We start from the raw sequence: 12,109 nt of genomic DNA on the forward strand, positions 1-12,109 counted from the left end.
TCAACCGTCCTGGCACGGGGATCCAAGACGCGCGGGGTCGTGCTGAGCAGACTGAAGGTGTCGCAGAACACCTCAGATGCCTAGGAGCACGACATGCAGCTCTTCCTGAACCTCCCGGTCAAGGACCTGGACCGGTCGCAGAAGTTCTTCACCGAGCTCGGCTTCACCATGTACGGCATGGCCGAGGGCATGGCCTCGATGCTCGTCAACGAGCAGACCCAGGTCATGCTGCTCACGGAGCCGACGTTCTCCGCCTACGTCACCAAGGAGATCGCCGACGCCACCACCAGCACCGAGGCCATCCTGGTGCTCGGCATGGAGAACCCGGCCCAGGTGGACGAGCTGGTGGACAAGGCGCTCGCGCTCGGCGCCACCCCGGCCGGCGTGCCGCAGGAGGCCGGCGTCCGCTACCAGCGCGGCTTCGCCGACCTCGACGGGCACCACTGGGAGGCCCTCTGCCTGGTCCAGCCCGCGTGAACGGCCACGCCACCTCGGCGGACGGCACCGTGACCTCGGCGGACGGCACCGTGCTGGCCTACGACAGCTACGGCGCCGGACCGGCGGTCGTGCTGGTCAACGGCGCGTTCGGCGACCGGGCGCACCCCACGCTGGCGGGCGTGGCCGCCGGGCTGGCGCCCTGGTTCACGGTCGTCAACTACGACCGCAGGGGCCGGGGCGGCAGCGGCGACACCCGGCCGTACGCGGTCGAGCGGGAGATCGAGGACCTGGCGGCGGTGATCGGGGCGGCGGGCGGGACGGCCATGGTGTTCGGGGGCTCGTCCGGCGCGGCGCTCGTGCTGGAGGCCGCCGCCCGGGGCCTCGGCATCACGAGGGTGGCGGTGTGGGAGCCGCCGTACCACGTGGACGCCGACGCTCCCTCGCTGCCGGACGACTTCGCCGCCCAGCTCGACGCGCTGGTCGACGCGGGCCGCTGGGAGGAGGCGGTCGAGCGGTTCATGGTGGAGGCGGCCGAGGTGCCGGCCGAGGCCGTGGCCGCGATGCGGGCCGACGCGTCGTGGGCGCACCTGAAGGGCGTGGCCCGCACGCTGGCCTACGAGGCCGCCGTCCTCGGGCCGGGCAACCGGCTGCCGGCCGCCACGCTGGCCGCGATCGCACAGCCGCTGCTGGTGCTGAGCGGGGAGCGCAGCCCCCGGTGGATGACGGGCGCGGCGCGGGCGGTCGCGGCGGGCGTGCCGGGGGCGCGGCACCGGGTGCTGGAGGAGCAGTCCCACGCCGTGACGCCGGAGGCGCTGGTGCCCGAGTTGCTGGAGTTCTTCGCCCGGTGACAGGCTTTGCGTAACGTAAAGGTCACAAACCTATCGAGTGCTCGGTTTTCTGGTGAACACTGATGCCGTGGAACTCGACGAACTGATCGCCCGGCTCGACCTCGCCACCAAGATCCGCCTGCTCACCGGGGCCGGCATGTGGTCCCTTCCGCCGATCCCCGAGATCGGGCTCGACCGGCTCGTGATGAGCGACGGCCCGATCGGCGTCCGCGGCGAGCAGTGGACCTCCGCCGACCCGTCGATCGCGCTGCCCAGCCCGACCGCGCTCGCGGCCACCTGGGACGTGGAGCTCGTCCGGCGGGCCGGCGCGCTGCTGGCCCAGGAGGCCCGGCGCAAGGGCGTGCACGTGCTGCTCGCGCCCACGATCAACCTGCACCGCTCCCCGCTCGGCGGCCGGCACTTCGAGTGCTTCTCGGAGGATCCGTACCTGACCGGCGAGATCGGCGCGGCCTACGTCGAGGGCGTGCAGGAGGGCGGCGTGGCCACCACGCCCAAGCACTTCGTGGCCAACGACTTCGAGACCGACCGCTTCACGGTGGACGTGCGGGTCGACGAGAAGACGCTGCGCGAGGTGTACCTGCGGCCGTTCGAGCGGGTGGTGCGGGCCGGCGCGTGGGGGCTGATGACGGCCTACAACTCGGTGAACGGCACGACCATGACCGAGCACTCCGCCCTGGTCAACGGCGTGCTGAAGGACGAGTGGGGGTTCGACGGGCTCGTCGTGTCCGACTGGACCGCCGTGCGCAGCACCGAGGCCGCCGCCCTCGGCGGCACCGACGTGGCCATGCCCGGCCCGTTCGGCCCGTGGGGGGACAGGCTGGAGGCCGCCGTCCGGGAGGGGCGGGTGCCCGAGTCGGTGATCGACGACAAGGTCCGGCGCGTCCTGCGGCTGGCCCGGCGCACGGGCGCGCTGGGCGGCGGCGACCGGCCCTCACCCGGCGTCGTCGACGGCCCCATCGACGGCCCCGCGCTGGCCCGCGAGGTGGCCGTGCGCGGGTTCACCCTGCTCACCAACGACGGCGTGCTGCCGCTGCGGGACGTGCGCACGCTCGCGCTCATCGGCTCGGCCGCCGGCGAGGCCCGGGTCATGGGCGGCGGCAGCGCCCAGGTCTTCCCCGACCGGATCGTCTCGCCGCTGGCCGGGCTGAGCGCGCTGGAGGGCGTCGAGGTCCGCCACGCCGTCGGGACCGACCCGCGGATCCGCCTGGCGCCGCTGGCCTGCCCGGTCGTGGCGCAGTTCCTCGACGCGGCGGGCGGCCTGCTGGCCGAGCACCCGCTGGCGGCGGCCGAGGCGCGGTGGGTCGGCCAGTTGCCGCCGGACGTGGACGGCGAGCGGCTCGGGGCCGTGCGGCTGCGGGCGGCGTACACGCCGGCCACGTCGGGACGGCACGAGCTGTCGGTGGCGGGCGTGGGCGCCTTCACCGTCACGGTGAACGGCGAGACCGTGCTCGACGCGGCGATCGAGCCGGAAGGGGGCGATCCGGCGGCCGCGTTCCTGTCGCCGCCGGAGCGGCGCTTCGCCGTCGAGATGACCGCGGGCGAGCCGTACGAGCTGAGCGTGACGCATCCGGCGGGGGCCTTCGGGGGCATGGCGTTCGTGGCGTACACGCTGGGCCATGCCGACCCGGCGCCGGGGCCGGACGAGCTGATCGCCGAGGCCGTGCGGGTGGCGGCGGACAGCGACGTGGCGGTGGTGGTGGCCTCGACCACGCCGGAGGTGGAGAGCGAGGGCTTCGACCGCGAGACCCTGGCGCTCCCCGGCCGCCAGGACGAGCTGATCCGCGCCGTGGCCGCCGCCAACCCGCGTACGGTGGTCGTGGTCAACGCGGGCTCGCCGGTGGAGATGCCGTGGGCGGACGAGGTCGCCGCCGTGCTGCTGACCTGGTTCCCCGGGCAGGAGGCCGGGGCCGCGCTGGCCGACGTGTTGTCGGGCCGCGCCGAGCCGGGCGGCCGCCTGCCCACCACCTGGCCCGCCACGCTCGCGGACGCCCCCGTCACGGACGTCACCCCCGTGGACGGCGCCGTGGCCTACGACGAGGGCCCCTACATCGGGTACCGGGCCTGGGAGCGGTCGGGGCGGGTTCCGGCCTTCTGGTTCGGCCACGGCCTCGGCTACACGACGTGGAGCTACGACTCCATCGCCGCCGAGGGCTCCACCGTGACCGTCGCGCTGACCAACACCGGCGACCGCTTCGGCCGCGAGGTCGTGCAGATCTACCTCTGCCGGGGCGCCGACCGCCGCCTGGCCGGGTTCGACGTGGTCGAGGCCGGACCGGGCGAGACCGTGATCACGACCGTCTTCCTGCCCGACAGCGCCTTCCAGGTGTGGGAGGACGGCTGGCGCACGGTCGAGGGCGAGTACACGCTCCAGGCGTCGCACCACGTCGCGGACCCGAGGCTGTCGATCACGGTGAAGATCTAGCGACAAAGGCCGGTCGCGTTTTCCATAGTGCACCAGTTGGTTTGTATCCTTCTGAGCATGGCAAAGTCCGAGGATCCAGAGAAGCCGGGGCGCATCAAGCAGCTCCGCATGATCGCGCAGATCATCAAGCAGGCCAACCCCAAGGGGATGCCGATCGTCTTCCTCTCGGCGGTGGGCACGCTGGCTGTGGTCGTCGTGATCGGCCTGGTCACGGACTACCTGTGGTATTCGGTGTTCATCGGCGTCCTGGCCGCGCTCACCGTCGGGCTGGTCGTCTTCGGCCAGCTCGCCCAGAAGGCCCAGTACTCGATCCTGCACGGCCAGACCGGCGCCGCCGCCGCGGTCCTGCAGGGCATGCGGGGCAACTGGCAGGTCACCCCGGCCATCGCCGTCAACCGTGACCAGGACCTGGTCCACCTCGTCGTCGGCTTCCCGGGGGTCGTGCTGGTCTCCGAGGGGCCGGGCAACCGGGTGGCCAAGATGCTCGCCGCCGAGAAGAAGCGGGTCGCGCGCGTGGTGCTGGGCGTCGAGATCTACGACATCCAGTGCGGCGACGGCGAGGGCCAGGTGCCGATCGCCAAGCTGCAGCGGCACATCATGAAGCTGCCGCGCAACCTGAAGAAGCCCTCGGTCAACGAGGTCAAGGACCGGCTGCGCTCGCTGCCGAAGAACCTTCCGATGCCGAAGGGCCCGATGCCCAAGGGGGCCCGCATGCCGCGCGGCCCGAAGATGCGCTAGTGCTGTCGGTCTCCTCGCGGGCCAACCGCCACTGGTGGGACGGCAACGCCGACGACTACCAGGTCGAGCACGGCGGCTTCCTGGGGGACACCGGTTTCGTCTGGTGCCCCGAGGGCGTCGACGAGGCCGAGGCGCACCTGCTGGGCGAGGTGCGCGGCCGGCGCGTGCTGGAGATCGGCTGCGGCGCGGCGCAGTGCGCGCGGTGGCTGGTGACGCAGGGGGCCCGGGTGGCCGCCTTCGACATCTCCCACCGGCAGTTGCGCCACTCCCAGCGCATCGACCTCGACACCGGCCTGCGCGTGCCGGTGGCGCAGGCCGACGCCGAGTCGCTCCCGTTCGCCTCCGGCGCCTTCGACCTGGCGTGCTCGGCGTACGGGGCGCTGCCGTTCGTGGCCGACCCGCTGGCGGTCTTCCGCGAGGTGCACAGGGTGCTGCGGCCGGGCGGCCGGTTCGTGTTCTCGGTGAGCCACCCGATCCGGTGGGCCTTCCCCGACGATCCCGGCCCGCGCGGGCTCACCTCCGACCGCTCCTACTTCGACCGTTCGCCCTACGTCGAGCGGGACGACGACGGCACCCCCACCTACGTCGAGCACCACCGCACGATGGGCGACTGGATCGGCCTGCTGGCCGCCTCCGGGCTGACCCTCACCGGCCTGCTGGAGCCGGAGTGGCCGCGGGGGCACGAGCGCGCATGGGGCGGCTGGAGCCCGCTGCGCGGCCGGCACATCCCCGGCACGGCCATCTTCACCTGCGCGAATACCTAGCCGCCAGCGCGGCGAAGACCTCCTTGGGCTCCCAGCGGGTCTCGTCGAGCATCCTGACCACGCCGTAGGAGCCGAGATCGTCGGCGCCGCGCCGGTTGTAGGCGGCGAAGGTGAACCAGAACGCGGCCGCCAGGCCCTCGGCCTCGAAGACGTCGAGCAGCTCCTCGAAGTAGCGGACCTGCTCCCCCTCGTCGGGCACGGCCCCCTCGGGCACCAGGTACGCCGAGCCGCCCCGCTCCCCCGCGCCCTTGTAGGCGCAGGTGCCGAACTCGGTGGCGGCCACCGGCTTGCCGTGGGCGAAGTGGGCGCGCAGCTCCGCCGGGAAGTCCGCGGCGTTGTAGGCGGCGCGGTAGGCGTCGACGCCGACGATGTCGAAGGGCGTCCAGTCGACGAACTCCCAGGGGCCCGACGCGTACGTGAGCCGTCCGCCGAACCGGGCCCGGACCGCCGCGGCGGCCTCGGCCAGGAAGGCGTTGAAGCGGGGCGCGACGTCGGCGGCCGTCGTCTGCCACCAGGCGAGGTCGGCCGTCGTCATGGCGTGCAGGCGCTCGCCGTAGCCGGCGCCGGGGATGAAGCCGTGGCAGAACGCGCTGGTCTCGCACCCGGCGACCAGCACCACCTCGGCGCCGGTGCGGCGCAGGGACTCGGCGCGGGCGGCGCAGTCGGCGTAGAGGGCGACGGCCTGCTCGGGGGTGGCGTCCACGGGGAAGGGCGCGAACCACACCTCCAGACCGGCCGCGGCGGCCCGCTCGGCCGCGACGGAGAGCCGGTCGGGATCGCCGCCGGAGACGCGGACGGCCGTGCAGTGGAGCTCGTCGGCGATCACCCGCATCTCGCGGGCGACGACGTCGGGATCGAAGGTCCGGCGGCTGAGCTGGGGGCCGTTCAGAAACCCAGTGTCGTAGTTAATCCCTTTTTTCACTCTTTTCCCCTTTTATGGATGAAAAGCCGTTTTCGAGGAGATCGAAGGCCGTCTCGACGTCGTCCGCCAGCAGCCGGCCCGCCTCCTCCAGCGCGGCCCCCGAGGCGAGCCGGTGGAAGAACGTCTCCTGCAGCGTGGTGACCGCGGCGGTGATCTGGGCCGCCATGAGCTGGGCCGTCAGGTCGCCCGCGGGCACGCCCAGGTCCTCGGCCAGCGCCGCGGCCAGCGCGTGCCGCTCCCCCGCGTGGGTCTGCTGGACGGCCGCCAGCAGCGCCGGGGTGGCCGCGATCACCCGGACGCGGGTCAGCAGCCCCTCCACGTCCACCTCCCGCGCGCCCTGGGCGGCCATCGACCGGTAGTGCTCGCGCAGCGCGCCGAGCGGCGAGCGGCCCGGCGCCCGGCCCGCCACGATCGCGGCCGTGTCCTCCGTGACGCCGTCGAGGGCCAGGCACTCCTTGCTGGGGAAGTACGCGAACAGCGTGACCTTGGCGACCCCGGCCGCCTCGGCGATCTCGTTGACCGTCACCGCGTCGAAGCCGCGCTCGGCGAACAACCGCAGAGCCGTCTCCGCGATGCGCCGCCGCGTCTCCTCCTTCTTGCGCTCTCTGAGCCCCGCCATCATGGCTCCACGATAACCGTACCGGGTAAGAATTCAAACCCGGTACGGCTTTTTACTCCGCGGTGCTCATCGGCGCGCGGGCGGCCAGGCCGGCGGTGGCGGCCAGCATGGCGGCGCTGAGCGCGAAGACGCCGAGCACGCCGGTCGCGCCCGCCACCACGCCCGCCAGGGCGGGCACCAGCACCTGACCCAGCCGGTTGCCGGTCAGGCGCAGCGCGAGCGCCGTGCCGCGCTCGCCGGCCCGCGCGCGACCGGCCACCCAGGACAGCGTCAGCGGCTGGCCCAGCCCCAGCGCGAACCCCATCAGCGCGACGACCGGCACCGCGGCGGCCGTCCCGCACAGCGGCAGCGCGGCGACGGTGACCGCGGCGGCGACGGTGCTGGTCACCAGGACGGCGCGGCGGCCGTACCGCAGGACCAGGCGTTCCATGGCGAGCCTGCTCGCCATGGTGGTGGCGGCCCGCAGCGCCAGCAGCGCGCCGACCGCGACCACCCCGGCGCCGCGGCTCTGCCCCCAGGCCGGCAGGTACGCCAGCACCAGGTCGATCGTGGACACGGTGGCCAGGCTGGTGACCAGGGCCTGCCACATGCCCTCCTGGCCGAGCGTGCCGCGCAGCGGGAATCGCCGGACGGCGGCCCGCTCGCGCGCCGGGCCCGGCCCGTCGGCCCACAGGCTCGCCAGCCCCGCCACCAGCCCGAACCCGGCCGCCACGACGAGGGCGGGCCCGACGCCGGTCGCACTGCCGGGGCCGCCGCCGGCGGCGATCGTGCCGCCCGCGACGAGGGCCGCGGCGGACGGCCCGGCGAGCTGGCCGAGCGAGGTGAACACGGTGAAGCGCGCGTAGGCCCGGTCGTGGCCCCCGGCGGCCACCCGGTTGGCGATGACGGCCTGCTGGGCGACGACGGACAGCAGATGCCCGAGCCCGAACAGCGCGTTGAGCAGCACCAGCGCCCACAACGAGCGGGCCACGGCCAGGGCCAGGGCGCTGCCGGTGATCAGCGCGGCGCCCAGCAGGGCCGCGCCGCGCTCGCCGGAGGCGTCCACCCAGCGGCCCACGGAGACGGCCGCGAAGAGCGGGAGCACCGAGAACCCGGCGGTGATGAGCCCGATGCCGAGGTTGCCCGCGCCGATCTCGATGGCCCGGTAGCTGACCATCGGACGGGCCGCGAACGTCGCCGCCTGCACGCACACCGCCGCCACCATGAGCGGGCCGAACCACCGGCCCGCCCCGGCCCGGCCGGTCGTCACATCCGGACGACCACGGTGTTGGACACCCGGTCGTGCACCCCGCGGTGGTCACGGTCCCAGATCAGGGCCGGCAGGGCCAGGCCGAGCAGGACGGTGCGCACCAGCACGGGCAGCAGGCGCGGGGCGCCGCCGTCCATGGCGGCGACGCGGACGCCGGCCAGCCGGTGGCCGAACGTCTGGCCCATGAAGCCGACGAGCAGCAGGTACTGGAGCGCGAACACCAGCACCGGCGCCCACGGGGACTCGGCGGGGTTCATCCTGAGCAGCAGCTGCACGACGACCCAGGTGCAGATCATCCAGTCGATCACGAGCGCGGCGATCCTGCGCCCCCACCCGGCGACCGATCCGCTGCCCTCCTCGGGCAGCCCGAGACGCTCACCCGGGTATCCGAGGTCGATCCCGGCCGACCGGATGCCGCCCAGCCAGGTCTGCGTCCACCGAGGCTCGTTGCTGCTCATGCCGTCAACGGTATCCGGCCCCCGGGGCGGTCGGCATCGTGACCCAACCGCGCTCTGCCGTCGCCATCATGGTCGCCATGCCACACGGGGATGACCTTGACGCGCGCTTCAACGAGGTGATCGCGCAGTTCGACGAGGGCGAGCGCCGCAGGATGCGCTCGTCCGCCGCCAAGGGGGCCAAGGAAGGCGTCACGCGGCAACGCGCGCCTCGCCCGCCGCGCCGGGACCGCTTATCCGCCGGCCACGTGCCGGCCGAGCGCGGTTCGCGCCGGCTCGGGCGTATGTCGGTGGCGCTGATCGCGTTGTGCGCGATCGTGGGCGCCGCCGGGGTCGTGGTCACCTACCGCCCCGACCTGCTCGGCGCGAACCCGGGCCTGGAGGCCCTGCCCGTGCCCGCGAACCCCGTGGCCGCGGACGACCCCTTCGCCGGCTCGCCCGCCGAGCACTACGCCGACGGCGCCGCGGGCCTGGTGATGCCGGCGGCGAAGGCGCTGGGCGGCCTGTCGAAGGCGGACGTGGCCAAGGGCCTGGAGCGCACCCGCGCCCTGCTGGCGGCGGCCCTGCTCGACCGCGAGACGCTGCTGGGCGGCAGGCCCAAGGCGTTCGCCGGGCTGCTCGACGCCGACCAGCGCGAGGAGTTCTCCAAGGAGCTGGGCGGCAAGAAGTACGACAGCCGCCGGATGGTCATCAGCTTCGCCCCCGGCAGCGCCGAGCTCGCCACCGACGTGGTCAAGATAAACGGCACCGCCCGCCTCGGCACCTTCCGGGAGGACGGGCTGCACGGCGTCAAGGTCGAGGTGAACTACCTGGCCGTCTACGCCGTGCGCCGCCCCGGCGCGCCGGCCACCACCATGCGGCTGGTCTCGCAGCTCAACGGCGAGGTGCAGCTGTACCGTTCGGACGGCAAGCCGGCCCTGTACGCGAAATGGGGCATGAGCAGCACCCCGGCCGACTGCGACGCCGACGACGGGTTCGTCCACCCCGTCTACGAGGACGACCCGCCCGGGTCCGTCGCGCCCACCGGCCCGGCCACCGACCCCTACCACCTGGACGATCGGCCGGTTCACGACGGAGGCTGCGACACGTCCCAAGGGACGTGACCCTGCGTAACACATGCGAAACAATCGAGACACCGTACGGAAACGGCCGCGACTTAGCGTCGGCACGATGGCCAGTCCCTCAGGGAGGTTCGAGAGTGTTCAACTCCGCCGACGACGTCCTGAAGTTCATCAGTGACGAAGGGGTGCAGTTCGTCGATGTCAGGTTCACCGACCTGCCGGGGACGACGCACCACTTCACCTTCCCGGTCGAGAACTTCGGCGCGAACGTCTTCACCGACGGGCTCATGTTCGACGGCTCGTCCATCCGCGGCTTCCAGGCGATCCACGAGTCGGACATGCTGCTGCTGCCCGACCCGTCCAGCGCGGTGCTCGACCCGTTCCGCCAGCACAAGACGCTCAACCTGAACTTCTTCGTGCACGACCCGCTGACCGGCGAGGCCTACAGCCGCGACCCGCGCAACGTGGCGCGCAAGGCCGAGGAGTACCTCAAGGGCACCGGCATCGCCGACACGGCCTACTTCGGCCCCGAGGCCGAGTTCTACATCTTCGACGACGTGCGCTTCGAGACGAAGGCCAACGCCGGCTACTACTACATCGACTCCATCGAGGGCGCCTGGAACACCGGCAAGCGGGCCGAGGGCGGCAACCTGGGCTACAAGCCGCGCTACAAGGGCGGCTACTTCCCGGTCCCGCCGATGGACCACTTCACCGACCTGCGCTCGGAGATGGTGCGCAACCTCATCGAGTGCGGCATCGACGTCGAGATGCAGCACCACGAGGTCGGCACGGCGGGCCAGGCGGAGATCGACTTCAGGTTCGGCACGCTGCTCAAGACGGCCGACAACCTGATGCTCTACAAGTACGTCATCAAGAGCACCGCCCTGGAGTACGGCCACACCGTCACGTTCATGCCCAAGCCGATCTTCGGTGACAACGGCTCCGGCATGCACTGCCACCAGTCGCTGTGGAAGGACGGCTCGCCGCTGTTCTACGACGAGGTCGGCTACGCGGGCCTGTCCGACACCGCCCGCTACTACATCGGCGGCCTGCTGCGGCACGCGCCGTCGCTGCTGGCCTTCACCAACCCGACGGTCAACTCCTACCACCGCCTGGTCCCGGGCTACGAGGCCCCGGTCAACCTGGTCTACTCCCAGCGCAACCGCTCGGCCTGCGTGCGCATCCCGATCACGGGGTCCAACCCGAAGGCCAAGCGCATCGAGTTCCGCGTGCCCGACCCGTCGTGCAACCCGTACTTCGCCTTCTCGGCGATGCTGATGGCGGGGATCGACGGCATCCGCAACAAGATCGAGCCGCCGGAGCCGGTCGACAAGGACCTCTACGAGCTGCCGCCGGAGGAGGCCCGCCAGGTGCCGCAGGTGCCCGGCTCGCTGCCCGAGGTGCTCGACGCGCTGGAGGCCGACCACGACTACCTGCTCGAAGGCGGCGTGTTCACGCCCGACCTGATCGAGACGTGGGTGTCGTACAAGCGGGAGAACGAGGTCGACCCGATCCGCCTGCGGCCGCACCCGCACGAGTTCGAGCTGTACTACGACGTGTGAGGCCGCGGTTCCTCCATCGGGAGAACCGCGAACGAAAGGGCCCGGCGCCGATGGCGGCGCCGGGCCCTTTCGCTCACTCCTGCGGGACGGTTCCGCCGCGCCCTTCTGGCCGGTCCTTCCCCAGGAAGCCCGCCTGGGAGACCTCCCCGCCGCCGACCACGAGGCTGCGCCGGGCGGCCGCGTAGTACGCGTCCCGCGCCTCGTCGACCCGGCGGACCGCCGGACCCCACGACTCCCAGTCGTCGGTGACGCCCCGGGTGAAGTCGTTCAGACGCTCGATCGCGCCGCGCCACGCGCGGGCCGCCTCCACGGTGGCCGCGTCGCCCAGGAGCAGGACACCCTCCCACGTCCTGGTGCGGCGCTCCTCCGCCGCGGCGTAGAGCCGGCCGACCTCGTCGGCGTCGATCGGCTCGCTGCGCGATCCCGGCCGCTTCCTCGCGGTCGCCCGGTGTGCCAGGACCGACAGGTCCTTGAGCGTGCCGGCGTACTGCATGTAGGCGTCGAGACGCTGGGCGTCCCATCGGGTCCGCAGCTCACGGTTCCAGCGCGCCCGGTCAGCCGCTCTGGTCGTGGCCAGCGTCGCCAGGGCGCCCACGACGACGCCGAGCAGCGCGGGCAACTGGGCGAGCAACTGGCTCATGGGGAGAGCGTGGCACCCGTTCCGCTCCCCCGCAACGGCCGGTCGCGAGCGGTCGCGGGGGCTCTGGCGGGGTTCGCCGAACGCGGTTACCTTGATCCCAGATCACGCAACCGGCCATCGGCCGAACGCGCCCGAAGGATCTGGAGGACCGTCATGAGGATCAGACGAGGGCTGTTAGCCGCGGTGCTGGCCGCCGGCGCGCTCTGTCTCGGTTCGACCCCGGCTCACGCCATTCCGCCGCCGCCGCCCGGCGGCGACCTCCTCGTCGTCTTCGCCTACTTCAACGGCGATCAGCTCGTCGGCCAGCGCTGGTTCGGCTGCGGCCAGCCCGCCGGCGAGTGGGGCGTCCTGTCGGGCACCCAGAAGGTCTACTTCACGCCCTGCTGAGCCC

13 protein-coding genes are annotated in these 12,109 nt (G+C 72.9%); 8 read left to right on the top strand and 5 right to left on the bottom strand.

What is annotated here, in order from left to right; all coding sequences use genetic code 11:
• The first annotated feature begins 93 nt into the window (after positions 1–93).
• The 5 genes from ACFYYW_RS12200 (at position 94) to ACFYYW_RS12220 (ending at position 5,210) form a co-directional block, all read left to right on the top strand.
• The gene (locus tag ACFYYW_RS12200; protein WP_352323054.1) at positions 94–477 is read left to right on the top strand and encodes a VOC family protein; all 384 of its coding nucleotides are present in this window, start codon (positions 94–96) and stop codon (positions 475–477) included.
• A complete protein-coding gene (locus ACFYYW_RS12205; RefSeq protein WP_387647687.1) occupies positions 474–1,286 on the top strand; it encodes an alpha/beta fold hydrolase in 813 nt (270 codons plus the stop codon). The genes ACFYYW_RS12200 and ACFYYW_RS12205 overlap by 4 nt, the downstream gene beginning before the upstream one ends.
• 67 nt (positions 1,287–1,353) lie before the next feature.
• Complete coding sequence (locus ACFYYW_RS12210; protein WP_387647690.1) at positions 1,354–3,708, top strand: glycoside hydrolase family 3 C-terminal domain-containing protein; 2,355 nt, start codon at positions 1,354–1,356, stop codon at positions 3,706–3,708.
• A gap of 57 nt (positions 3,709–3,765) precedes the next feature.
• On the top strand, positions 3,766–4,446 hold the full coding sequence (locus ACFYYW_RS12215; protein ID WP_352323051.1) for a DUF4191 domain-containing protein: 681 nt from the start codon (positions 3,766–3,768) through the stop codon (positions 4,444–4,446).
• Positions 4,446–5,210, top strand: a complete 765-nt coding sequence (locus ACFYYW_RS12220; protein ID WP_387647693.1) for a class I SAM-dependent methyltransferase — start codon at positions 4,446–4,448, stop codon at positions 5,208–5,210. The genes ACFYYW_RS12215 and ACFYYW_RS12220 overlap by 1 nt, the downstream gene beginning before the upstream one ends.
• Here the strand turns inward: ACFYYW_RS12220 and ACFYYW_RS12225 are convergent.
• From ACFYYW_RS12225 to ACFYYW_RS12240, 4 genes are read right to left on the bottom strand one after another with little or no spacing between them, the layout of a single operon-like run.
• The gene (locus ACFYYW_RS12225) at positions 5,191–6,132 is read right to left on the bottom strand and encodes a hypothetical protein (RefSeq protein ID WP_387647695.1); all 942 of its coding nucleotides are present in this window, start codon (positions 6,130–6,132) and stop codon (positions 5,191–5,193) included. The two genes, ACFYYW_RS12220 and ACFYYW_RS12225, sit on opposite strands and share 20 nt — an antisense overlap.
• Positions 6,116–6,754, bottom strand: coding sequence for a TetR family transcriptional regulator (locus ACFYYW_RS12230; RefSeq protein ID WP_387647698.1), 639 nt, complete (start codon positions 6,752–6,754; stop codon positions 6,116–6,118). Before ACFYYW_RS12230 ends, ACFYYW_RS12225 begins: the two co-directional genes overlap by 17 nt.
• 49 nt (positions 6,755–6,803) lie before the next feature.
• A complete protein-coding gene (locus ACFYYW_RS12235) occupies positions 6,804–8,000 on the bottom strand; it encodes an MFS transporter (RefSeq protein WP_352323047.1) in 1,197 nt (398 codons plus the stop codon).
• Complete coding sequence (locus ACFYYW_RS12240; RefSeq protein WP_352323046.1) at positions 7,997–8,458, bottom strand: RDD family protein; 462 nt, start codon at positions 8,456–8,458, stop codon at positions 7,997–7,999. Before ACFYYW_RS12240 ends, ACFYYW_RS12235 begins: the two co-directional genes overlap by 4 nt.
• A gap of 77 nt (positions 8,459–8,535) precedes the next feature.
• On the opposite strand from ACFYYW_RS12240, the gene ACFYYW_RS12245 reads away from it, so the two are divergent.
• Together ACFYYW_RS12245 and glnA are read left to right on the top strand one after the other, a co-directional pair.
• Positions 8,536–9,558 carry a hypothetical protein gene (locus ACFYYW_RS12245; protein WP_387647702.1) on the top strand — a complete coding sequence of 341 codons (1,023 nt, stop codon included), beginning with the start codon at positions 8,536–8,538 and terminating at the stop codon, positions 9,556–9,558.
• A 95-nt stretch (positions 9,559–9,653) separates the two neighbouring features.
• Positions 9,654–11,078 carry a type I glutamate--ammonia ligase gene (gene glnA, locus ACFYYW_RS12250; RefSeq protein WP_352323044.1) on the top strand — a complete coding sequence of 475 codons (1,425 nt, stop codon included), beginning with the start codon at positions 9,654–9,656 and terminating at the stop codon, positions 11,076–11,078.
• 73 nt (positions 11,079–11,151) lie between these two features.
• Here the strand turns inward: glnA and ACFYYW_RS12255 are convergent, their stop codons facing one another.
• Complete coding sequence (locus ACFYYW_RS12255) at positions 11,152–11,718, bottom strand: hypothetical protein (protein ID WP_387647705.1); 567 nt, start codon at positions 11,716–11,718, stop codon at positions 11,152–11,154.
• Positions 11,719–11,871: 153 nt separating this feature from the next.
• Here ACFYYW_RS12255 and ACFYYW_RS12260 point away from each other — a divergent pair, with 153 nt between their 5' ends.
• The gene (locus ACFYYW_RS12260) at positions 11,872–12,105 is read left to right on the top strand and encodes a hypothetical protein (RefSeq protein ID WP_352353417.1); all 234 of its coding nucleotides are present in this window, start codon (positions 11,872–11,874) and stop codon (positions 12,103–12,105) included.
• Positions 12,106–12,109 lie beyond the last annotated feature (4 nt).

Source organism: Nonomuraea sp. NPDC001831 (assembly GCF_042892035.1).
GTDB lineage: Bacteria > Actinomycetota > Actinomycetes > Streptosporangiales > Streptosporangiaceae > Nonomuraea.

Coding starts and splice junctions, on each gene's coding strand:
- ACFYYW_RS12200 (WP_352323054.1), top strand. CDS start 94: ATGCAGCTCTTCCTGAACCTCCCGGTCAAGGACCTGGACCGGTCGCAG.
- ACFYYW_RS12215 (WP_352323051.1), top strand. CDS start 3,766: ATGGCAAAGTCCGAGGATCCAGAGAAGCCGGGGCGCATCAAGCAGCTC.
- ACFYYW_RS12230 (WP_387647698.1), bottom strand. CDS start 6,754: ATGATGGCGGGGCTCAGAGAGCGCAAGAAGGAGGAGACGCGGCGGCGC.
- ACFYYW_RS12240 (WP_352323046.1), bottom strand. CDS start 8,458: ATGAGCAGCAACGAGCCTCGGTGGACGCAGACCTGGCTGGGCGGCATC.
- ACFYYW_RS12245 (WP_387647702.1), top strand. CDS start 8,536: ATGCCACACGGGGATGACCTTGACGCGCGCTTCAACGAGGTGATCGCG.
- ACFYYW_RS12255 (WP_387647705.1), bottom strand. CDS start 11,718: ATGAGCCAGTTGCTCGCCCAGTTGCCCGCGCTGCTCGGCGTCGTCGTG.
- ACFYYW_RS12260 (WP_352353417.1), top strand. CDS start 11,872: ATGAGGATCAGACGAGGGCTGTTAGCCGCGGTGCTGGCCGCCGGCGCG.